This is a genomic window from Gynurincola endophyticus (genome assembly GCF_003991195.1).
Classification (GTDB): domain Bacteria; phylum Bacteroidota; class Bacteroidia; order Chitinophagales; family Chitinophagaceae; genus Gynurincola; species Gynurincola endophyticus.
This window is the reverse complement of sequence record NZ_RCWL01000005.1, coordinates 137,335-160,693: the sequence shown is the minus strand read 5'-3', so window position 1 is coordinate 160,693 and position 23,359 is coordinate 137,335. Positions and strand designations below refer to the sequence as shown.

At 37.7% G+C, this 23,359-nt stretch carries 22 protein-coding genes; 11 read left to right on the top strand and 11 right to left on the bottom strand.

Going from position 1 to position 23,359, the window contains the following annotated elements:
• Window positions 1–38: 38 nt before the first annotated feature.
• Entirely contained in the window at window positions 39–962 is a 924-nt protein-coding gene (locus tag D9O48_RS11200; protein WP_158624872.1) for a PstS family phosphate ABC transporter substrate-binding protein, read from the bottom strand.
• A gap of 7 nt (window positions 963–969) precedes the next feature.
• Window positions 970–1,173, bottom strand: coding sequence for a hypothetical protein (locus D9O48_RS18745; protein WP_158624871.1), 204 nt, complete (start codon window positions 1,171–1,173; stop codon window positions 970–972).
• A gap of 298 nt (window positions 1,174–1,471) precedes the next feature.
• On the opposite strand from D9O48_RS18745, the gene D9O48_RS11195 reads away from it, so the two are divergent.
• The 6 genes from D9O48_RS11195 to D9O48_RS11170 all read left to right on the top strand — a co-directional run bounded on the left by D9O48_RS11195 (window position 1,472) and on the right by D9O48_RS11170 (window position 8,461).
• Window positions 1,472–1,939, top strand: coding sequence for a low molecular weight protein-tyrosine-phosphatase (locus tag D9O48_RS11195; protein WP_233589236.1), 468 nt, complete (start codon window positions 1,472–1,474; stop codon window positions 1,937–1,939).
• Between the two features lie 11 nt (window positions 1,940–1,950).
• Window positions 1,951–3,336, top strand: a complete 1,386-nt coding sequence (gene hisS / locus D9O48_RS11190) for a histidine--tRNA ligase (protein ID WP_126973066.1) — start codon at window positions 1,951–1,953, stop codon at window positions 3,334–3,336.
• 74 nt (window positions 3,337–3,410) lie between these two features.
• Complete coding sequence (locus tag D9O48_RS11185; RefSeq protein WP_126973065.1) at window positions 3,411–5,018, top strand: DUF4836 family protein; 1,608 nt, start codon at window positions 3,411–3,413, stop codon at window positions 5,016–5,018.
• Window positions 5,019–5,075: 57 nt separating this feature from the next.
• Window positions 5,076–5,714, top strand: coding sequence for an ATP-binding cassette domain-containing protein (locus D9O48_RS11180; RefSeq protein WP_126973064.1), 639 nt, complete (start codon window positions 5,076–5,078; stop codon window positions 5,712–5,714).
• Between the two features lie 9 nt (window positions 5,715–5,723).
• A complete protein-coding gene (locus tag D9O48_RS11175) occupies window positions 5,724–6,926 on the top strand; it encodes a hypothetical protein (RefSeq protein WP_126973063.1) in 1,203 nt (400 codons plus the stop codon).
• A gap of 53 nt (window positions 6,927–6,979) precedes the next feature.
• The gene (locus D9O48_RS11170) at window positions 6,980–8,461 is read left to right on the top strand and encodes a hypothetical protein (protein WP_126973062.1); all 1,482 of its coding nucleotides are present in this window, start codon (window positions 6,980–6,982) and stop codon (window positions 8,459–8,461) included.
• 189 nt (window positions 8,462–8,650) lie between these two features.
• On the opposite strand, the gene D9O48_RS11165 is transcribed toward D9O48_RS11170, so the two are convergent.
• Window positions 8,651–9,853, bottom strand: a complete 1,203-nt coding sequence (locus tag D9O48_RS11165; RefSeq protein ID WP_126973061.1) for a thiolase family protein — start codon at window positions 9,851–9,853, stop codon at window positions 8,651–8,653.
• A gap of 106 nt (window positions 9,854–9,959) precedes the next feature.
• Here D9O48_RS11165 and rlmN point away from each other — a divergent pair, with 106 nt between their 5' ends.
• From rlmN to D9O48_RS11150, 3 genes are read left to right on the top strand one after another with little or no spacing between them, the layout of a single operon-like run.
• Window positions 9,960–11,009: a 23S rRNA (adenine(2503)-C(2))-methyltransferase RlmN gene (gene rlmN / locus D9O48_RS11160; RefSeq protein WP_126973060.1), complete on the top strand. Its 1,050-nt coding sequence runs from the start codon at window positions 9,960–9,962 to the stop codon at window positions 11,007–11,009.
• Window positions 11,010–11,047: 38 nt separating this feature from the next.
• Window positions 11,048–12,421, top strand: coding sequence for a pseudouridine synthase (locus tag D9O48_RS11155; protein ID WP_126973059.1), 1,374 nt, complete (start codon window positions 11,048–11,050; stop codon window positions 12,419–12,421).
• Window positions 12,414–13,124: an RluA family pseudouridine synthase gene (locus tag D9O48_RS11150; protein ID WP_126973058.1), complete on the top strand. Its 711-nt coding sequence runs from the start codon at window positions 12,414–12,416 to the stop codon at window positions 13,122–13,124. Before D9O48_RS11155 ends, D9O48_RS11150 begins: the two co-directional genes overlap by 8 nt.
• A 293-nt stretch (window positions 13,125–13,417) precedes the next feature.
• Here D9O48_RS11150 and D9O48_RS11145 read toward each other — a convergent pair whose 3' ends face one another.
• The 7 genes from D9O48_RS11145 to D9O48_RS11115 all read right to left on the bottom strand — a co-directional run bounded on the left by D9O48_RS11145 (window position 13,418) and on the right by D9O48_RS11115 (window position 20,582).
• Window positions 13,418–14,689 carry a metal-dependent hydrolase family protein gene (locus D9O48_RS11145; RefSeq protein WP_126973057.1) on the bottom strand — a complete coding sequence of 424 codons (1,272 nt, stop codon included), beginning with the start codon at window positions 14,687–14,689 and terminating at the stop codon, window positions 13,418–13,420.
• A gap of 155 nt (window positions 14,690–14,844) precedes the next feature.
• Window positions 14,845–15,483, bottom strand: a complete 639-nt coding sequence (locus D9O48_RS11140) for a peroxiredoxin (RefSeq protein ID WP_126973056.1) — start codon at window positions 15,481–15,483, stop codon at window positions 14,845–14,847.
• 117 nt (window positions 15,484–15,600) lie between these two features.
• The gene (dinB, locus tag D9O48_RS11135; RefSeq protein ID WP_126973055.1) at window positions 15,601–16,755 is read right to left on the bottom strand and encodes a DNA polymerase IV; all 1,155 of its coding nucleotides are present in this window, start codon (window positions 16,753–16,755) and stop codon (window positions 15,601–15,603) included.
• A 40-nt stretch (window positions 16,756–16,795) separates the two neighbouring features.
• Window positions 16,796–17,311, bottom strand: a complete 516-nt coding sequence (gene rimM / locus D9O48_RS11130) for a ribosome maturation factor RimM (RefSeq protein WP_126973054.1) — start codon at window positions 17,309–17,311, stop codon at window positions 16,796–16,798.
• Between the two features lie 375 nt (window positions 17,312–17,686).
• The gene (rpsP, locus tag D9O48_RS19100; protein WP_126973053.1) at window positions 17,687–18,103 is read right to left on the bottom strand and encodes a 30S ribosomal protein S16; all 417 of its coding nucleotides are present in this window, start codon (window positions 18,101–18,103) and stop codon (window positions 17,687–17,689) included.
• 140 nt (window positions 18,104–18,243) lie between these two features.
• A complete protein-coding gene (gene ffh, locus D9O48_RS11120; protein WP_126973052.1) occupies window positions 18,244–19,566 on the bottom strand; it encodes a signal recognition particle protein in 1,323 nt (440 codons plus the stop codon).
• A 146-nt stretch (window positions 19,567–19,712) separates the two neighbouring features.
• Window positions 19,713–20,582 carry a sigma-70 family RNA polymerase sigma factor gene (locus D9O48_RS11115; protein WP_126973051.1) on the bottom strand — a complete coding sequence of 290 codons (870 nt, stop codon included), beginning with the start codon at window positions 20,580–20,582 and terminating at the stop codon, window positions 19,713–19,715.
• A gap of 319 nt (window positions 20,583–20,901) precedes the next feature.
• Here D9O48_RS11115 and D9O48_RS11110 point away from each other — a divergent pair, with 319 nt between their 5' ends.
• Complete coding sequence (locus D9O48_RS11110) at window positions 20,902–21,282, top strand: START-like domain-containing protein (protein WP_126973050.1); 381 nt, start codon at window positions 20,902–20,904, stop codon at window positions 21,280–21,282.
• On the opposite strand, the gene D9O48_RS11105 is transcribed toward D9O48_RS11110, so the two are convergent.
• Window positions 21,279–21,887: a hypothetical protein gene (locus tag D9O48_RS11105; RefSeq protein WP_126973049.1), complete on the bottom strand. Its 609-nt coding sequence runs from the start codon at window positions 21,885–21,887 to the stop codon at window positions 21,279–21,281. The two genes, D9O48_RS11110 and D9O48_RS11105, sit on opposite strands and share 4 nt — an antisense overlap.
• Before the next feature lie 16 nt (window positions 21,888–21,903).
• Here D9O48_RS11105 and D9O48_RS11100 point away from each other — a divergent pair, with 16 nt between their 5' ends.
• A complete protein-coding gene (locus tag D9O48_RS11100) occupies window positions 21,904–23,343 on the top strand; it encodes an LptF/LptG family permease (RefSeq protein ID WP_126973048.1) in 1,440 nt (479 codons plus the stop codon).
• Window positions 23,344–23,359: the final 16 nt, after the last annotated feature.

Below are 23,359 nucleotides of genomic sequence, written 5' to 3'. Positions count from 1 at the left end.
TATCAATTTCTAATTTTTGATTTTGAAATGTTGCTATTTTATTCAGAGATTTCCACTGTTCTTACGGTGAAACTCATTTTTCCAGGTAATAGGTAAGAACGGTAAAAAACCTTCTGACCTTTTTCATAGGATAGGAAATTTGCAAATCCATGCCCCAGGCCGTTCCAATTTTCCTTTAATATATAATATAAAGGCCTGAACATAGGATATCTTACGTGAGCTATATTATACTGTACAGGATCTACATAAGTACCTTCACAATTCCGACACTCTAATTTCGCAATTTTTACTTTTTCTAAAAAACTTAATTGAGTAGAATCATCTTTATTTCCTACCCAGCTTACTCCCAGAATTCCTATCGCGTCCTGATTTTTAGAAACATAATCAATTACACCCAAAGAGTTTTCCGCACCTTCTATATTTGTTCCGAGATCTTTACTTTTTAATACCGAATCCTGCAAATACCTTACGGTAGAGGTTGCCACTTTTCCATCTACCACCACTTTATAAGGGTATTCACTTTTCTTCTCTAACATTGCTTTGATATCAGACATTTTAAACAAAGTATCTTTAGACTTTTTATTTAATATAACTGCCAAAGCATCATAAGCGACTATTCCGAAAGAAGGTCTGTATCTTTTTCTTTGTTCGAATTGCTTCACTTCATCATCACTCAAACCGCGTGTTACAATTACCATCCGGATACTGTCATTATTCAAATCTTTTAAACATTCGGCTTCCGGCTTGTAGGTAACATTAATTTTTGCGTTGGGATACAAGCCTTCAAAAGCAAAAATCTGCTGCTCAATTACTAATTGAAAAGACTCGTCAACACTAATATTAATAGTTCCTCTGGTAGCGCTTTCCCTGGGCTGCTGATTAGCAGTATCCCCTGCGCAGCTCACCAACATTGTTACGGCCATGATTGCATAACAAATATGCTTCCAAAACGAATGTTTCATATTCTTCCTATCTATCTTTATCAATATAATAATTCTGCTTGATTGCACGATAAATTCTAAAAGCACCGTACAAATAGCAAATGCCAACGAATACATACAGCATTTCTCCCGGCAAAAAAGACTCTCCGTCTTCTCCTTTTACAAATAGTAAATAGGTTCCTACGCCAGAATATAGTAATCCCATCACTGCATCCGCTAAAGAACGGCGCATTTTATAAGCCTTTTCTCGTTTATCTTGTTGATTAAAACTCATTTCCATTCAAAATTCGGTTCGGGCAAGTTAACAAAATATCATCAAAAATCGTCAAGTACACCCTTGCTAATTCAAATTTTTAGGGCAATAGATAATATCAGATTGTTAAAGAGCCTGTTTTTTTTAATTCTTTTTAATCTCTGCCGGCATTTTTTCAAATACCTTTCTTATAAAGGATGCTAAAAGTTACAAATTCCATACGCATTACTCATTAAGAAAATGTTATAAGCTTTTCAATAACCGTATCTTTGCAAGCATGAAAGTGCTAATGGTCTGTTTAGGAAACATTTGTAGAAGTCCGCTTGCAGAAGGTATTTTACAATCTAAAGCCGATACCGCAGGTTTGAACTGGAAAATAGATAGCGCCGGTACCAATGGCTACCACAATGGTGAAGCCCCGCATAAACTCTCGCAGAAGGTAGCGAAGTTGAACGGAATCGACATCAGTCACCAGCGATCCAGAAAAATTACCGCGGCCGATTTAGAAAGCTATGACCTTATTTATGTAATGGCAGGAGATGTTTTAGATGATATCAGAAGGCTCACCAAAGCGGCCTTTTTGCAACATCATTCAAAAATATCATTAATAATGAATGAGTTACATCCAAACGAAGACCTTGATGTACCAGATCCCTGGTATGGTACAGAGCCCGGCTATCATGAAGTTTATGAAATGCTCAACAATGCCTGTAACCGAATCATAGAAAAATACGCAAATAAATAATTAACAGATTTATGAGTAAACCAGGTTTACCACAAGGAACAAGAGATTTTGCCCCGGCAGTAGTGCGTAAACGTCACTATATTTTCAATACCATCCGTGAAATTTTTGAGCGTTATGGCTTTCAACCCCTCGAAACTCCGGCAATGGAACAGCTGGATACACTGATGGGAAAATACGGTGAGGAAGGAAATAAACTTATTTTCAAAATTTTGAATAACGGATTAGAAAATCCGGCCAAACATGAAGAAGCCCAACAGGCTTTTGAAAAAGCACTCGAAGGTAAAAACGTGAAAGAGCTCACCGAAAGAGCCCTTCGCTACGACCTTACCATTCCTTTTGCCCGTTTTGTAGCAATGAATCACGGCCAACTGGTTTTTCCTTTTAAGCGCTATCAGATTCAACCCGTATGGCGTGCTGATCGTCCTGCCAGAGGCCGCTACCGCGAATTTTATCAGTGTGATGCTGACGTAGTAGGAAGTAACAGTTTGCTATTCGAAACCGAATTAGTAAATATTTATAATGACGCACTCACCAAACTCGGTTTAAACGGATTTATTATTAAAATCAACAGCCGCAAAATCCTTTCTGCGCTGGCCGAACTTTGTGGAGGAGCCGATAAAATGGTAGATATTACCGTAGCAATTGATAAACTCGACAAAATCGGTATTGAAAAAGTAAAGGAAGAATTGACTCAACGCGGCATTTCAACCGAACAGGTCGGAGTAATTGAAAAATACCTGAACATTAATGGCTCTAACACCGAAATGATGACGCAGGTAAGCGCCCTTTTATCTCATATAGCAATCGGTCAACAAGGTATTGACGAAATTCAATATGTTTTAGACCATTTCAGCGCCGGATTAAACACCGGAGATAAAAATCCTTTACAAGTTGACTTTACATTGGCCAGAGGATTAGATTATTATACAGGATTAATCTTTGAAGTAAAAGCACCGGAAACCGTAAAAATGGGAAGTATCGGTGGTGGTGGCCGCTATGATAACCTTACGGGCCTTTTCGGGGTGAACGGAATTTCCGGTGTAGGAATATCTTTTGGTATTGACCGTATTTATGATGTAATGGAAGAATTACAGCTTTTTCCTGATACGTTAAATACCACTACTCAGATTCTATTCTTTAACCTCGGTACTGCCGAAGGCAATCAGGCGTATAAATTGGTTCAACAGCTAAGGAAATTGGGTATTTCTGCTGAAATCTACCACGAAACGGCTAAATTTGACAAACAATTCAAATACGCTGAGAAGAAAAGTATTCCGTATATAGCAGTGTTGGGCAGCAATGAATTGCAGAATAGTTCGTTTAATGTCAAGAATTTACAAACCGGCGAACAAAAAACATTTAATTACTCAGAAATTGATGAAAAAATATTTTTTTAAAGCTTGGTAACACCAGGCTTTTTTTGTCGACATATATTATATTAGCACTTACTACTATTAACATAAATTGAAACATGAAAAAAGTTTATTCATTCTTACTCGTAGCTGTTGTTCTGATCGCAAGCTGTAGCAGCCCGGCAACGGACGTTATTCCGATTCCAAAAGAAGCTGCTCAGGTAGTGAATTTTAACACTGCGTCCTTATCTGAAAAAGCATCACTCAGTGATCTTTTTGAAACCAAGCTTTTCAAAAAAATTTCCAGCGAAATTAAAGACAGTAGTATTTTACAGTTATTCAAAGATCCTGCGAGCTCTGGTCTTAACACAGATAAAAACATTACCTACTTCAATGTTTTTAAAAATAATGCTAACTCTATTATTATAGGTGCTTTTATCGCAAATAAAGATCAGTTCGAACAAGTAGTGGCTACCCAGATCGGTACTCCTATCGAAGGCAAAGAGTATAAATATGCTACTAAATCAAATTATTTTGTAGCCTGGAACGACAAAGTTGCCATTCAGGGAACGGCCATTGATATGGATTTCACCAAACTTGGTCAGTTCGACGAAAACGGCGACCCTGCCGCACTAAATTTAACAAACACCATCTCTTTTCTCGACACTTACTTTAAAGCCAGCGGTAAAGATTTAGTAAACGACTCAAAACACTTTAAAGAAGCATTGGCATTAGGCGGAGATATCCAGACTTATGGTAATACTACTTACGCAATGGCTCCTTATCAGATGTATATCGGTATGAGTAAAATCGGTGATCTTTTAAAAGATAACTATTCTATCGGTAACTTATCATTTGAAAATGGAAAAATCGTTTCTAAAACCAAAGCATTCCTGAACGATTCTTTAAAGAAAATCTTTAAAAAACACTTCAAGAATAATGTAAACATCGACCCGCTTACAAAATTCGGCGGTGCGGATGTAATTGCCGGTTTTGCGATTGAATTAAGTCCTTCTGCAATCGTTGATATTATCAAAGAAGCAGGATTAGATGGTTTAGTAAACTCTTACTTACAAAAAGATAATCTTAGCCTTGAAAATATCAGTGAAGCTTTCGGAAACACTATTTTCGGTGGTATTACTGAAATCATCAGCGTTCCATCTAAATACTATGATTTCGAAAAAGATGCTTATGTAGAAAGCACAACATCTGTAAAAAGCGAGCCGGTAGGCGCATTCGGATTTGAAATCAGAAATAAAGATTATTTCAAAAAAGTATTAAATACTTTACAAGCCCAGGGAGCTAATACAACCGATTCATTATTTGCATCTGATGATAAATTGTTCGTAGTTGCTACCAGCAGCAATCTGGCAAATCAGATTTTAACCGGTTCGAAAGGTTCATTAAATGAGTACGCTCAAAAAATCAAAAATACGAGTGGTGGTTTCTTTATCGATTTCCAGAAATTATTTACTCAACTCGATAAAACATTCGTAGAAGAAAACGATAAACAAGGACTTGCAGCTTTCAGAAAAGTATTAAAAGGTGCTTATCTGATCAGCGAATTTGAAGGCGGTGAAATCGTAGGTCACCTTCAGCTTGACTTAATGAATGCGAATGAAAACAGTGTCAAGTCATTAATTAATTTACTAGATGAATTAGGAGCGATCAACGAAGCAAACGATGAAATGTTGCCTCCGCCACCACCTCCAGTTGAACAACAGTAATTTTTAATTATTAAAATAGTAAAAGGTTCGAATAGTATTCGAACCTTTTTTTCAACTATGCTACAGATTCAATCATTAATTCCAACTTACTTCGACGAAAATAAAGTTCGAAATTCTGAAATCTGGAATCAGGCCGTTCACTTTCAGAAAAACCAACAGGTAGAAATCGTTGCCCCTTCCGGAAGCGGTAAAACTTCTCTGATTCACTTTCTTTATGGAATGCGGCATGATTATAAAGGAAAGATTCTTATCGGTCAACAAACAATCACTGATGCCGGGGTAGACGAATTAGCGCTCATCAGACAATCAAAGCTCAGTGTAGTTTTTCAGGACCTTCGTTTATTTCCTCAACTAACCATCGAAGACAACCTGCTGCTACAAAACAACATCACTCCCTTTTTATCAATAGAGCAAATTAAGGAATTACTGAACAGACTGGGTGTAATCAGCAAATGGAATCAATTGGCTAGATATTGCTCTTACGGTGAGCAGCAAAGAATCGCCATCGTTCGTGCACTCAGCAAACCCTTTGATTTTTTATTACTCGATGAACCTTTCAGTCATTTAGATGAAAACAACTCGCTTTTAGCGCTGGACCTTATTCGTGAGCAGGTTAAAGCCAGAAACGCAGCACTCATTTTAGCAGATCTTAACAAGAATCATGCGTTTCAGCCAGACGTTATTTATCATCTATAATCAGCTATCATGTCGAAACCTTCTTTTAAATATATACAGAAATTACTGATTGCCAATACCAATAAGTCTTCTAAATGGTTAAGCTATTTCGGCTTATGGGTGGGGGTGAGTTTAGTATTGATTTCTCTTCAGTTTTATATTAATCTACAGGTAATTTTAGGAGAACAAAAACCTGATGCAGAAGGAAACGAATTTATCTCTATCTCAAAGATTATCTCGAATAATACTATGGGCAATGTAGAAGCCAACAGTTTTCTGCAAAAAGATATTACCGAATTAGAAGCTCAGCCTTTTATCATATCTGCCGCACCACTGGTAGCCAACCAATTCAGGGTACAACTGAGTGCTGCCGGTCGTCTGGGTTTCAGAACAGATTTCTTTATTGAATCGCTCGATGCAAAGTTTCTGGGTACCACTCCCCCTACCTTCAAATGGCAGGAAGGAGATGCGGAATTACCGCTCATTATTTCAAATACTTTTTTAGAGCTTTTCAATGTGTTTGCTCCGAGTTATGGCTTACCGCAATTTTCAAAAGAAACTTTATTTAATATTCCGCTGAATGTTATCTGTTATGACGCCTTGGGCAGATCGCAGGTATTCAACGCCAGAATTGTAGGAACAACCGATCGCATTAACTCCGTATTGGTTCCTGAATCATTCCTTAACTGGGCTAATCAAACATTTACCACTACTGACCAGCTAATGACTTCACGTGTATATCTGGAAGTAAACGATCTGAATAATATAGATTTTGTAAGCTTCCTTGAAAAAAAGGGTTACAGCATCCAAAATGATAAAGTACAATTCGGAAAAGTGAAGCAAATACTGAATGGTGTATTAGGAAGTATCGGAGCTATTGGAATTTTTACATTACTATTATCGATCATGTTATTCAGGTTCTACCTGCAATGGATGTTAGCCAAAAATCAGGATTCACTTAAATTATTAACAACGATCGGTTACAGCCCCGCTTGGATGGTACAGAAATTAGATAAAGCATTCTTACCGGCTTTTGTATTAGTAGTAATATTTGCAGGAATTGCTACTGTTATTTTTCAATTCATATTTGTAAAAACCATTCCTTTGATCAGTCACGATTTAAGTCATTTTATCAGTTTGTGGACAATCAGTAGTACAGTACTCATCTTTATTGCAATTTTACTAGCCAATCACAGAACATTAAAAAAAGTTTTATATGAATATAGCCGTTGATCAACGGCTATATTTTTTTTATCTTGCTGCAGAAACACCCTAAACCTTGTAATATGAGATATCTTCTTTTTTTACTGGCAATTGTGGCCGTAGGCTGTAAACAAAACAAAATAGTTCATCCTCCGATTCCGAAGGGTTCAGTTATCGGAGCAACCTACTCTATTAAATCAACCCTTGATAAATATCAATGGAACGAAATCAGAACATCTCTTATCTACAAAGAATTTCTTGAATATTATCCGGATTTTGAATATCTGAACTTTGAATATACCGGTATTGATACTTTCTCTAACGGAATTTTTTTTGGGCATAAATATAAAGGGCAATACCTGATGGCTATAGTTTTACCCATCAGCGATATAGAAGTTTTTAAAACTAATAAGATATTCTCAACAGGAAATAAACCAGAACAAAAATCTGGTTACAGTTATATTAACCACAAAGACAATCTGATTTTCTGGAATAAAGATTGGGTATTAATTCCTTTTTCTATTGATTTTGGGTATCAGGCACAGCTTCAACCAGAATTGCTGGGTAACGTATTTTTGTCACCCGAAAAAACGATAGAATATGCTGACCTTTATTTCAATATGAAAAAAGCAGATCATCTGGATTTATCAAAAATCTACGATAATAATATTCCAACAAATAGTGACGCTACTTATTATATAAACATTTCAGAACTAATTCAACAGGTGGCTCCTTTTGTATCTACGCTTAAAGGATATGACTTGATCAATGACAGTTATTTTTTCGGACACTCTTCTATAGACAGTAATGTTTTGAAGATGCACACCTTTTTTGCTCCGAATAAAGAACTCACGAAGATTTTCAACACTCATTATAAAAATAATATCAACACTTCTTTTCTTCAATCAGAACAGAATACATTTTTTTATATAATAAGCAATTTGCAGCTTGACTTTATCAATGAAATTATTAAACAAACAAACTCTGAGATACTTTTTGATCAGTTATTTCAGATGTTTAATGTTTCTTTTGCCGATATTGCTAAGCTTACCGGAGAACAGTATTCCATGAGCATGTATGCGAAACAGAACAGCAATCAACCTGACTCTGTTCAAACAATGTATATGTCCATTAAAGTGGATATTAAAGAAAAGGATAAATTAAAAGAGATATTTAAACAAACAGAGGATACCGTAGTTACAGAAGAATCCATTGCAATACTGAGTGATCAACTATTTGATATTTCAGTTTTCAGAACTATCCAATCAATCACACCAACCGGTAAAATACCAACTCCCGAAAAAAATAATGCCGGTGTTATGTATGTTAATATAAAAAGCTTCTTTGAGAGTCTATCTGATCTTGAGGGAACCGAAAGCATGCCCCCGGAAGCGAAAGAAATGCTCGACCTTTATGAGTCTTACTTTATTACCTGGAAATGGGAGAAAAAATATCTTAAAGCAGATATCATTACTAAAATGGCCGGAACTGACAATTTCATCAAAAACATGTTTGAAAATACAATAAACAACATGTTAAAACTAAAAAGGACAGAGTCAAAATGACTCTAAATGATGTTCAGCTATTTTTGTAGTTTACCAATAAATTTATAAATAAAAGCTAACCGGCGGGTTAGCTTTTATTATATAAAACTGATAATTGAAAATGTAAAATGCAGTACCAGTGTCTTTTAGTGAATCTAAAATAATCGGATTTCAATAACTGTGTAGCTGTTTTCAACTTTCAATTTTCAACTATACATAAGTATTCTCATAAACAATCGCAGCGCCCTGACCTACCCCTATACACATGGTTGCTACTCCGTACTTTACTCCTCTGCGTTTCATTTCGTGTAATAAAGTAGCTGATATTCTGGCTCCGGACGCCCCTAACGGATGTCCTAAAGCGATGGCACCACCATTTACGTTTACTTTCTTTTCATCAATACCCAGATCCTGGATACAGGCTATACTCTGACTGGCAAATGCTTCATTCAATTCAAACAATCCAATATCGTTCACAGTTAAACCTGCGCGCTGCAAAGCTTTCTGAGTAGCCGGCACAGGACCGATTCCCATAATGGCAGGATCAACTCCCGCAATTGCCATTGATATAATTTTACCCAAAGGTTTTAATCCGTATTGTTCCACGGCTTTACCGCTTGCCAGTAACACCGCTGCGGCGCCATCATTAATACCTGAACTGTTACCCGCTGTTACCGTACCATTTATTTTAAAAGCAGGCTTTAACTGAGCTAATTTTTCGAGAGCACTTAAACGCGGATGCTCATCTTCAGAAAACAGCACTTTTTCCTTCTTTTCATTCATCAGTTCAAAAGGAACAATTTCATCATTGAACTTTCCGGCCTTAAAAGCTGCCTGATATTTTTCTTGTGTGTTAACAGCAAACTGGTCCTGCGCTTCGCGGGTAATATTCCATTTAGCAGCAACGTTCTCCGCTGTTTCTCCCATCGTATAGGGTGGATATAAGGCTGATAACTTAGGGTTGATAAACCTCCAACCCATGGTAGTATCATGAATTTCCGGTTGACGGCTCCAGGCACCTGAAGCCTTTGGCATCACAAATGGCGCACGGGTCATACTCTCTACTCCACCGGCGATATAAAAATCACCTTCGCCACACATAATGGCGCGTGAAGCATCCATAATTGCTTGTAAACCTGAAGCACAAAGCCTGTTAACAGTATTTCCACCTACAGTTACAGGCAATCCGGCCAGCAAAGCAGCCATTCTGGCAACATTACGGTTATCTTCTCCGGCCTGATTAGCAGCGCCAGCAATCACATCTTCAATGAGTTGCGGGTTTACAGAAGAATTTCTTTTCATCAAATGCAGTATCACATGTGCTAATAAATCATCAGGACGCACTCCGCTCAATTTACCACCATACTTTCCTATCGGGGTTCTTAATGCATCTATTACGTAAGCTTTTTCCATGGCAACAATCGCTAAGTTGATAGTTAATTTGTTAAATTATGGTGCAATATACCATTCTTGAGAAAAAGAAACTGTAAATCCATAAATATCCAAATATCTTTGCAGGATGGTGAAGCCGAATATCAGACATTTAGCGCTCAGCGAGCTAGAGGAACTTTTCGCTGAAATGGGAGAGAAAAAGTTCAGAGCCAGGCAGGTATATGAATGGCTTTGGAAAAAACATGCCCATAGTTTTGATGAAATGACCAATCTGGGCAAGGAGCTGAGAGCTCAGTTAAGTGAAAAATTCACCTTACCTGCTCTTGCTGTAAACACCACCCAGCATTCCAATGACGGCACCATTAAATCTCGTTTCCAAACAGTTGAAGGTCATTTAGTTGAAGGTGTTTTAATACCTACAGACGAAAGAAAAACAGCCTGTGTTTCTTCACAGATTGGTTGTTCATTAAGCTGTAAGTTTTGTGCAACCGGCTATATGGCAAGAAAAAGAAACCTCAACCATGATGAGATTTACGACGAAGTGGTATTAATTAACCGTCAAAGCGAAGAAACTTACCAGCAAAAGCTGACCAACATTGTTTTTATGGGAATGGGTGAACCGTTACTCAACTATAAAAACATGATGAAGGCCATTGAGAAGATCACCTCTCCCGACGGTTTGGGAATGTCACCCCGCAGGATCACTGTTTCTACTGCCGGAGTAGCCAAAATGATCCGTCAACTTGGTGATGATAAAGTAAAATTCAAATTAGCCTTATCATTACATGCTGCTAACGACCAGAAAAGAAATGAAATCATGCCAATCAACGAAAGCAATAACCTGAAAGAGTTGATCAGTGCACTAAATTATTTCTATAAACAAACGAAAAGTGAAATCACTTTAGAATATATTTTATTCCAGAACTTCAACGAAAGTTTGGCAGATGCCGACGACCTTATCAAGGTTTACAGACAAGTACCAGCCGATTTGGTGAATATCATCGAATACAACCCGATTGAAATGGCTACCTTCAAAAAACCTTTAGAGCCTGTAGTTGACCAGTTCATGGCTTATTTAGAAAAAAATAAAGTAAACGCCCGTTTAAGAAGAAGCCGCGGAAAAGACATTGATGCAGCTTGCGGACAATTGGCGAATAAGGATCTGACAACTATTTAATTATATCACTACTGTTGAAAAACAGCAAAATTTTATTTATGAGTTCAAAAAAAGGCGGTTTCGATCGTTTTGTACACAAAAAAGAAACCGGCGCTAAATTAAAAGAGAAAATCCGCCAGGAGAAAAAGCAGGCCCGCGAAGAAAAAAATGCATTCTTCGAACAAAAGAAAAGAGAAAGAGCCGGACTGAAAGCGCAAGATCCTGCCGCTCCTAAAAAAGTTTTCGAATCAAAAAAATCAGCACAATTCCGCGAGAATGCTGACGAAAGACCTTCTTTCGGAAAAAAGAAAACCGGACGTCCTTATAAAAAAGACGACCAGAATCGCGCAGAGCGCCCCTACAAAACCGATAAAGAAACACGCCCGTATAACAAAAAAGGAAATACTTCACGTTCTTCTTTTAAGGATAATAACAGAGACGATGCTTTCAAAAAAGAAAGATCAGACCGTCAGGATACTGCACGTCCATTCAGAGGCGAAAAAACAGAACGCTCATTCGGTAAAGGCAAAGAGCGCTCTAATACAAGAGATAGTTATAAGAAAGAAGACAAACGCTTCGGCAAGACTTATGATGACCGTAAAAGAGAAGTGAGAGGTAAAGAATATGAGTCAAGAAGCAAAGACTCTCTTATTGAAGCGCCTAATTTTAAAGCAAAACCAATTAACGAACCAATTCCTTTAAATAAATTCTTAGCACATGCCGGTGTCAGTTCACGCAGAGATGCTGCTGATATTGTAAAAGAAGGTAAGGTACAGGTAAACGGAGAAGTGATATTAGAGCCGGGCTTTAAAGTAACAGAAAAAGACGAAATAAAGTTCAACGGTAAAAAACTGATGGCCAGAAAAAATCTGGTTTACATTTTATTGAATAAACCTAAAGATTATATTACTACTACCGATGATCCTCAAGGTAGAAAAACAGTATTAGACATTGTTAAAAATGCTACAACTGAAAGAATTTATCCGATTGGTCGCCTAGACAGAAATACAACAGGTGTACTTTTATTAACCAACGACGGCGAATTATCTCAAAAACTTTCTCACCCAAGTTATGAGGTAAAGAAAATTTATGAGGTGCGATTAGACAAAGCGCTTACAAAAGCAGACTTTGATAAACTGATCGGTGGGGTAACCCTTGAAGATGGATTTATTGCTCCGGATGCTTTGGGATATCCTGATCCGAAAGACAAATCTGTTATTGGTATCGAAATCCACAGTGGTAAAAACAGAATTGTAAGAAGAATTTTTGAACACCTTGGATACGACGTCAGAAACCTTGACCGCGTAATGTACGCAGATCTTACAAAGAAAAACGTAGATCGTGGTAAATGGCGTTTCTTAAATGAAAAAGAAGTCAGATTATTAAAATTCCTGAACAAGTCTTATTCAAAAAACAAATCGACCCGTGGCTAAGCAACAACCGGAAGTATTATTTGAAAACGATTATCTTATTGCAATCAATAAACCTGCAGGTATGCTCAGTATTCCCGACCGTGAAGGAAAGGAACTTTCATTAAAGCAATACCTGTTGGAAAAATATCAGCAAATCTTTGTAATTCATCGGCTTGACAGAGACACCAGCGGTGTGATTCTGTTCGCAAAAGATGAAGCTACGCACAAAGAACTTTCTAAATTATTCTTAGACAGAACTGTTGAAAAATATTATACAGGATTAGTATTAGGTGACGTATTAAATGAACAAGGATCTATAGAAGTATATCTCGACGAACACCCTACCAAAAAGGGTGTTATGACGGTGATGAGAAAAGGAAAACATTCACATACTGATTACACGGTAAAAGAAAGATTCGGTAAATATACCTTTATGGAATTTCAGATTCATACAGGTAGAACCCACCAGATCCGTGTGCATATGAAATACCTCGGCCATCCATTGGTATGCGATGAAGTGTATGGGGACGGTAATCCATTATTTGTATCTGCTTTCAAGCGTAATTATAAGCTTTCCAAGCATGAGGAAAATGAGCGGCCTATTTTGAGCAGATTGGCCTTACATGCAGAAAGAATCGTATTTACTTTTCAATCACAGCAAATCGAAATAATAGCAGAAGCGCCAAAAGATATACGCGCCTGTTTACAACAGATGAGAAAATAAGTCCGGTAATACCGGACTTATTTTTTATAATTATATTAAATCTGTCATCAATATTCTTCAGCCTTCGGCTTGTTACTACTCTCCTTCGTTTGACAGGAGAAATTTCTTCGCTGATGTACGCGCATAAGTGGTCATATAGATTAAATGATGCTTTCTGCGAAATCTGCTGAACAACTTAATTTGTGCATGGTTGTATTCACGTTAAAAATACAACACCCTATACTAATAAGATACAGAAAAAAAATCATTAAAACAAATATACATACACGTTATATGTATTCAATTGATCATCATTAAAAATACTGCACTCCGGCTTTCATTACAAACTTCACTTTTCCCATTGACTGAATATCTTTTATCGGATCACCATCTACGGCAATAATGTCAGCAATTTTTCCGGTTTTAATACTTCCCAGCTCTTCCCAGTTACCAATCAGTTTTGCCGCCTCTATGGTAGCAGATTGAATGGCTTCCATTGCCGGCATTCCGGCTTCTACCATGTATACAAACTCTAACCAGTTTTTGCCGTGTTTATACACGCCGGCATCCGTACCGAAAGCAATTTTAACACCAGCTTTATAAGCAGCCGCAAAAGTTGATTGAATTTTCGGGCCGATGGTAGCAGCTTTCGGCTGAACAAGGGGAGGATAATAGTTAGGAATTTTAGAGGAGTCTGCAACTGACTTACCTGCAGTAATAGTAGGAACATAATAAGTACCTTTTTGCTTCATCAGATCCATTACTTCAGGAGTCATATAAGTGCCGTGTTCAATAGAATGTACGCCTGCTCTTACTGCTCTTAGCATAGCTTCGGTACCATGGCAATGGGCAGCTACTTTCAAGCCATAATCATTGGCTGTTTTAATAATTTCCTCTAATTCATCCTCCATAAACTGAGGGTTTTCACCACTTTTTGCCACAGACAATACGCCACCAGATGCCGTAATTTTAATAACATCCACACCTTCTTTATATCTTTGACGAACAGCTTTACGTGCATCACTTATTCCGTTAATTACACCTGCTTCCGGCCCCGGGTCACCCATCAGATCTTTTCTTACTCCGTTGGTAGGATCTGCGTGTCCTCCGGTGGTTGCAATTGATTTTCCGGCACTATATACACGAGGCCCTACGATTACTTTACTGTTAATAGCATCTCTCAATGAAGTATTTACACCATTACCTCCAAGATCTCTTACACTGGTAAAACCAGCTTTCAGTGTTTCACGGGCATAGATAGTCGAAGTAAAAGCAATATCAGCAACGTTACGGGTAAATCGTTGAGAATAATTGTTAGGCGAAGTTTCACTCTCTAAATGCACATGGCTATCCATTAATCCGGGCATAACGGTTTTATCACTTAAATCAATGAGTTTATCGGTTGAAAGAGGTTTTGTAAAACCGTTTTCAACAGAAACAATTTTAGTTCCGTCTACAACGATTGTCTGTTTATTTAAAACAGTTCCTTTTTCTACGTCAATTAATTTACCGCAATGAATAACAGTTCGTTGCGAAAACACTACAACAGGTGCAATGCAAATCAGTAATAAAGCAATCAGTCGCATAAAAATTAGTTTGCTTTAAGATAAGCATTAGCGGTAAAACCTGCAACGTTAAAATAGGGTATAGAGGCAGCGGTGAACACCTTCCTCTATAAAAAAACCTCTTTGTAAAATTTACAAAGAGGTTTTTGAGTACCAATTTATGATGAAGACAATTCTTAATCAATATTCGGCTGAGGTGTATATCTCAGGTAGGGTTTAACGATTTCTAAACCCTTGGGAAACTTTTTTTCTGCTTCCTCCGTAGAAACTGCAGGTACTACGATTACTTTTTCACCGTGTTTCCAGTCTGCCGGCGTAGCCACACTATAATCAGCAGTTAACTGTAAAGAATCTACTACACGTAATACTTCATAGAAGTTTCTTCCGGTTGATGCGGGATAAGTAATAGTAAGTTTTACCTTTTTATCTGGCCCGATCACAAATAATGATCTCACAGTAGCTGTTACAGATGCATTTGGATGAATCATATCGTACAAAGTGGCCACGTTACGATCTTCGTCAGCAATAATCGGAAATCCGACTGTACAATTTTGTGTTTCGTTAATGTCTTTCACCCATCCGTGATGATGTTCTAACTGATCAACACTCACTGCTAATACTTTCACATTACGTTTGGCAAATTCCTCTTGCAATAATGCAGTTTTGCCCAATTCTGTTGTACAAACAGGGGTGTAGTCGGCCGGGTGAGAAAATAATATCCCCCAGCTATCTCCTAAAAATTCATAAAAATCAATTTCACCAATGGTGGTTTTTGCTTTAAAATTGGGAGCAATATCGCCTAAACGTAAACTCATAATGGTAAGTTTATTTTGTTCTTGAAAGATTTAGATGTCAAATATAACAATTCCCTACAATTTTAGTAGACTATTTTATCTTTTCCGGTTGATTTAGGCTTTTTTTTAACTTTTGGGTTAATTTTTACCTCCTCCTCGTTTTACAGCCAGTTTTCCGAACTTATTTTTTAAGTCATCGATCGCTTTATAGAGATCTGTTTTTTTCTCGGTATTGTAGAACAAGTTAGTTTGTTGAGCATGATTAGTGAGTTCACTCAATCTGATTCCCAGCAGGCGTACGGGTTGATTTTTTTTATAGAGTTGATGAAACAATTCTTTTGCTATAGGAATTATTTCATCGTCGTAGCAAGTGTAAGGTACAGCTATTTGTCTGGAATTTGTATCAAAATTCGGGTAGCGGATTTTAACAGCGATGCAACCGGCCATTTTATCTTCCTGGCGCAATTCATAGCCTACCCGTTCAGTCATTGTTACGAGCTCAGCCATGAGTCGATCGAGGTCCAGCACATTTTCTTCAAAAGTTCTTTCGGTTGAAATCGATTTTGCTTCGTGATAAGGAGCTACAATGCCTTCATGTTTTCCGTGTGCCTTGTGCCATAATTCAACACCATATTTGCCGATTACCTTTTCCAGCAAAGCAACAGGGGTTTCGGCTATCTGGCGAATAGTTTTTATTCCGATAGATTCCAGTGTTTGTTGTGTGTTTTTACCTACTCCGGGAATTTTTCCGACGGCCAATGGAGCAAGAAATTCTTTTTCCATTCCGAATGGCACTTGTAAATACCCATTTGGTTTAGCTGCATCGGTAGCGATTTTTGCTACCATTTTATTAGTAGACATTCCAAAACTGATGGGCAGTTTGGTTTCATTGATAATTTGCTGACGCAGGTCGATTGTCCATTGAAAAGGATCAAAAAACCTTTCCATACCGGTTAGGTCTATATAGAACTCATCGATAGAAGCTTTTTCAAACAGCGGGGCTTTATCTGCAATAATCTGCGTTACCATACGTGAATAATGGCTGTAAGCAGCTCTGTTACCACCTATAAAGATACCATTGGGGCAAAGTCTTTTTGCCTGTTGAATGGGCATTGCAGAGTGTACTCCATATTGACGTGCTTCATAGCTACAGGTAGACACTACACCTCTTTCTTTACCTCCTACAATTAGCGGCACACCGATATAAGCCGGATTAAACAGCCGTTCTACAGACACAAAAAATGCGTCCAGGTCAAAATGTGCGATTATTCGCTGTGGTGTTGTTGCTGCCATAGTTTAGTAAGTTGGAGGATGGGCTAGCAAACAAAAGATTTTAGCGATAAATATCCAGTAAACCGTCGGGTAGTTCAACGTAAATTCTCTTTTCGTCCTGATCTATTTCCAATAAAGTATCCTGATGCAGTGGAATCAGCGCTTCATTTCCTTCAAGATCGATCCGGCACAATACCTGGTGGGGTTGTTCAATAATCTCTAATATTTCACCCAGATCAACGTCCTGATCAATAATATGATAGCCTAAGAATGAGATGGGTGAGGTAGCGTCTGCGTACTGACGAAAATCTTCTTCGCTCAACCATACCGTTTTCTGAAGTAATTTACCTGCTACTTCTTTCGACTCAATACCTTCTATTTTTATATATACCTCCTCCTCATTTTTAGCGCGTGTATATTCCACAAAATAAGGTAACATCTCATCTTTTTTGTTTTCTATAAAGAAAGTTTCCAGTCCTTGCAGATCAGTTTCTGCTCCCAGACGATGAGATAAAATTACTTCTCCTTTTACACCAAAAGTGGCCACTAATTTACCAATGCTATTATATTGACTCATAACTGTGTAAAATTAAAAAAATAGCCGACATAAAATCGAAGTAATAAAAATATGAGTATATAATAGTAAGAATTCATAGCAATGATGGGGAAAATGACAAATCGAATATTTAAGACATTGAGAAACAGAAACTTTCAGCTCATTATAGTGAAATTATGAAGAAGGAAATATAAAAGTTTATTTAGGAAGCATCATCTGATCCGGTCTCAAATTCGTATAAATTATATCCTCCGGAGTCTTAAGACTCCGGGTTTGAAAAAAATGTAGGTGAAAACACATCTTGTTTCTGTGACAATCCTTATCCTTAATGGTATAAAAAAAGAGATTATCCTCACGGATAATCTCTTTAATCTTTTTTGCTATACAAGCGTTGGACTATTCGCCACCACCGTTTCTGATTGGAGCGCGACGAACTCTTCTGTCTCTGGCATGTTCTTCTTGTTTCTTTTTGATCTGAGTTTCATGCTCTGAGTGCCAAGCTTGGAATTTCTCCATGGCAGCAGTTTCGTCAAATAATCCTAGTTTTACGCCACGCAATAAATGCTTTAAGTATAATACACCTTTGAAAGAAAGGATCTTACGCACTGTGTCAGTTGGCTGAGCACCTTTGTGCAACCAATCTAAAGCTTTCTGACGATCTAATTGAATAGTCGCTGGAACTGTTAGAGGATTGTAAGTACCTAATTTCTGAATGAATTTACCGTCTCTTGGAGAACGAGCATCTGCTACTACAATAAAGTAGAAAGGTCTTTTTTTAGACCCGTGACGTTGAAGTCTGATTTTAACTGGCATTTTAAATAGAAATTTAAATGCGTGAACAAATAGGGTTACAACTTTAGAAGGATGGTTATTGTAGCCATCCTCCTAATATTTTCAAATTTAGTAAATCAGATTAATTTACCAAAAAAACAATAATCAACTTTAGAAAAGATTTATCGTTTGCCTAATCCGGGCATTCTTCCCATTGGCATTTTATTCATCATTTTCATCATTTGCTTCATCTGCTCAAATTGCTTCATAAAAGCATTCACTTCAGCAATATCTTTTCCTGAACCTTTTGCGATCCTGGTTCTTCTTTTCTGGTCAATTACATCAGGATTAGCCCTTTCAAAAGGAGTCATTGAGTTAATAATGGCTTCAATTCCCTTGAAAGAATCATCACTGATATCAATATCCTTAATGGCTTTACCAACACCAGGAATCATTCCCAACAGGTCTTTAATATTCCCCATTTTTTTGATCTGCTCAAGTTGTTGTTTAAAGTCTTCAAAATCAAACTGATTCTTACGGATTTTCTTCTCAAGTTTTTTTGCTTCTTCCGCATCAAACTGAGCCTGGGCTTTTTCAACAAGGGTTGTAATATCCCCCATCCCCAGAATACGCTGCGCCATACGTTCAGGATAAAAAACATCCAGCGTATCCATTTTTTCACCACTCGAAACAAACTTAATCGGCTTATTTACAGTGTATTTGATAGACAGAGCCGCACCACCACGGGTATCACCATCCAATTTGGTTAAAACTACCCCTGTAAAGTTCAGGCGATCGTTAAAAGCTTTTGCAGTGTTAACCGCATCCTGCCCCGTCATAGAGTCAACTACAAACAGGATTTCAGTCGGATTTACGGCATTTTTTACATTCGCTACTTCGGTCATCATGACTTCATCTACCGCCAAACGACCTGCTGTATCTATAATAACAATGTTCTTATTATTCGCTTTTGCATAGGCAACTGCCTTATTAGCAATGTCTACTGCGTTTTTGTTCTCTGGTTCACTGTATACCTCCACACCAATTTGTTCACCCAACACCTTTAACTGATCAATTGCAGCAGGACGATAAATATCCGCTGCTACTAAAAGCGGTTTCAGATTCTTCCTGGTATTTAAGTAATTAGCCAGTTTCCCGGAAAAAGTAGTTTTACCCGAACCTTGTAGCCCGGCGATTAATACCACGGCAGGAGTACCTTTGGTTTCGAAACTACTTTCTGTTCCGCCCATCAGCTCAACGAGCTCATCCTTAACGATTTTTACCATTAACTGGCCCGGGCTAACGGCAGTAATTACCTTTTGCCCCAGCGCTTCGTCTTTGATTTTATCCGTAAATTCCTTAGCAATCTTGTAGTTAACATCGGCATCAACCAACGCACGGCGAATGTCTTTAACAGTAGCAGCAATGTTTAACTCCGTAATACGGCCTTCTCCTTTAATCTGCTTAAAGGCGGATTCGAGCCTTTCCGACAAACTTTCAAACATGAAAGAAATATTTTGATGTTTTGGTGTTCAATTATCTGGAACAAAAAAGTGAATGTAAGAATACATTCACTTTAATGCGTGTGCAAATTTACAAATATTTATGTAGATACAGGCTTTCGGGGCCCGCTCTTCAGTATTTTTTTATACTAAACACCTAAATAACTTCTCAAAGCCTTGGCACGAGAGTTATTTCGTAGCTTCGAAATCGCTTTATCCTTGATCTGACGCACCCTTTCGCGGGTCAGATTAAAACGTTCGCCGATATCTTCCAGGCTCATCGGGTTTTCAACCCCGATACCGAAAAAGAAACAGATTACTTCTTTCTGGCGTTCAGTTAATAAACTCATGGAACGCTCTATTTCCAGCTTGAGCGACTCTTTGTATTCGATATTCACTTCGGCCCGCTCTGCATTAGGATTTTCCATTACATCCATCAGGGTATTGTCTTCCCCTTCAGACAAAGGAGTATCCATACTGATATGACGGGCAGATATGCCTAGCGTGTCACTCACTTCCTCCGTTTCCATTTGCAGCAATTCGGCCAGCTCTTCGGGCGAAGGCTCGCGTTCAAATTCCTGCTCTAAACTGGAAAAAGCTTTTTGAATCTTGTTGGTTAATCCTACTTTATTTAAAGGAAGACGTACAATGCGGGATTGCTCGGCCAAGGCCTGAAGAATGCTCTGACGAATCCACCAAACAGCATAAGAGATAAACTTAAAGCCTCTGGTTTCATCAAATCTTTGTGCGGCTTTAATTAAGCCAAGGTTACCCTCATTAATTAAATCGGGTAAAGAAAGTCCCTGATTCTGATATTGTTTCGCTACCGAAACAACAAATCTCAGGTTCGCCTTTGTAAGCTTGTCTAATGCTTTCTGATCTCCTAATTTGATCATTCTGGCCAAGCGTACTTCTTCTTCAGGAGAAATCAACTCTACTTTTCCTATTTCCTGAAGATATTTTTCAAGGCTTTGTGACTCTCTATTAGTTATTGATTTTGTTATCTTGAGTTGCCTCATACTAATAGGCTGGTTTAAGGTTTAATGGTTAAAAAAGACCACTTCAGGTTTATTAACGAAAAAATAGGCATTTTCTTGTAAATATGAGTCACTTATACAGCTTTATTTCTGCCGGGGAATTGGACGAAAAAGAACGTTAAACCTTTAAAATTATCTTAATGAGCTAATTTTCAACAAAATCAATCATTTTAGTACTTATATTTATCTTTCCATATCTTTAACCAGGTTGTGATAAAAAAATTTTGACGGTACGTTTTATTGTCTATTATTGCAACAGGTTTATCATCATACATGATTCAAATTTTAATTTAAGGAGTAGATGAGTAAGAAACAACTATTTACATTAGAGTATTCGGTGAGATGTTCTCCTACCATTTTATATGATTTCCTAAGCACTCCTGCGGGCTTACAGGAATGGTTTGCCGATCAAGTAGACGAACGTGAAGGCCTTTTCAGCTTTAGCTGGAATGGAACTGTAGACAGAGCCGAGGTTCTTGAAAAAGAAGAAGGGAAGTTTATTCGTTACCACTGGTTACATCAACCCGATAACGAATATTTTGAATTTTCTATTGAAAAATCAGAAGTTACGAATCAAACAATTTTAGTGATAAAAGATTTCGCAGAAAAAGCTGAAATTAAAGATCAGACTCAATTGTGGGATTATCAGGTAAAAGACCTGTTACACAGGCTTGGTAACTAAATCAACCATTCATTTAAAGTTTGATGGGCATGTAGAAGCTTTTCAGGTAGTTCATTCCACTCTTCTAAAGCGAAAGGAATAGCAAATTTTACAAATCCTGAATTTGTAATCATCTGTTGTAAGTCTTCGACTGTAAATTCATGCACCGGTAAATAATAAGGTGCCGCAATTTCGTGTTCCCACTCATCCTTACAAATAGCTTCAAAACAGCAATATTGGTACTGCTTCACCTGACAGTTTTTTAGCAAAGCGGGCTGGTATTGCTGTTTATATTTTCCGCTTAAATGAAGTGTTACACTAATTGTTTTGCCCCACCAGAACATAGTTCTGATGGCAAACACTCCTTCTTTTCCGAAAACTCTGGGATAATCCAATATTACATAAGGCAATTCTTTGTATTGCTCGCCCCTGGTAATTTTGGGTTCACTCAGCCTTACTTCTTCGGGTAAGTGCCTGTTTTCAGGAACGGTCAGCCTCCACTCATCTGCTATCATTCCCAACAATTCATACACTTTTGCTGTTATTTGTTTCTTGATAAATATCCAGTCAGTTTCACGAATCATTTTCCATTCATTTGCCGAAAGATGTATTTTTGCTTTTTCCATGTGATAAAGGTATAGAATGATAAAAAAACTCGACATATTAATACTTAGAGCGTTCATAGGTCCTTTTATTGCCACTTTTTTTCTCACCCTATTCGTTCTGATCTTACAATTTTTCTGGTTGTGGATTGACGATTACGTAGGAAAAGGTATTGATCCGATTATTATGTTAAAGTTAGTGGTTTATCTGAGCGGTACTCTCGTTCCGCTGGCTTTACCGCTGGCTATTCTGTTATCTTCTATCATGACGTTCGGAAGCCTTGGAGAAACCTTTGAACTGATTGCCATCAAATCGGCAGGGATCAGCTTAATGCGATTTATGCGCCCCTTGTTAATTGTTGCCGTTTTTATGAGTTTTGTTGCTTTTTATTTTAACAACAATGTGTACCCGCTGGCTACACTTAAAATGAAAACACTCCACAATGACCTCGTACACAAAAAACCAGCCTTCGACCTGAAAGAAGGTGTTTTTTATACCACCATCCCCGGTTATGCCATTAAAGTATCCAAAAAAGAAAAAGATTCTATTCTCCATGATGTTTTTATTTTTGAATCAGGCAATGGCCCCCAAAGTTTCGTAACAATTGCTGAAAAAGCAATCATGCGCATGTCGCCCGATCAGCGCTATCTCGAATTTGTAATGTACAATGGCGCGCACTATGAAGAAAAGGGCTCCAGAAACATGAGCAATAACGAATTCTCCAGATTAAACTTTCGTAATTATACAAAAGCACTGGATCTGAGTTCACTGCAATTAAACATGACTTCCGACTCTGTTAACAAAGACAGATACGAAATGCTGAGTATCTCTAAACTTGACCTCGCAGTTGATTCAATGAAAAAAGTTAACCAGGCAATGTTCGGCCGTGTTAAAAGAGAGTTGAGTTATTCGTTGTCATTCCTGAATTATATTGATTCTACATGGGTTGAAACTACCATCCCCCGGGTCACTACCAAAAATTTTGAAGATTTATTACCTGATTCAGCCCGCAAAAGCGTAGTTGAAGTAACAGAGAATTATGTAGGAAACATGGTTAGCTCTTTAGAAAGCTATAACCTTGAATACCTTGGCAAAAGAAAAGATACCCGCCTCTATAAACTCGCATGGCATGAAAAATTCTCTATGGCAATGGCCGTATTGGTACTTTTTCTGATCGGAGCCCCTTTAGGTTCTATCGTACGAAAAGGCGGTATCGGTTTACCCGTTGTATTTGCACTCATTTTCTTTGTTATCTTTTTCCTGTTAAATAACTTCGGAACCAAGTTTGTAAAAGAAGATGTGATGACTCCTTTTGCAGGTAAATGGCTTCCGACTTTCGTACTCTTCCCTATCGCCGTATTTCTGATCATTAAAGCATTAAATGATTCACAACTTTTTAATAAAGAATCGTATCATAGAGCTTTCAAAAAAATAAAAGCACTGGCACTAAAACTCAAAAAGAACAAAGAGACGCTCTGATACACTAATTTTTAAG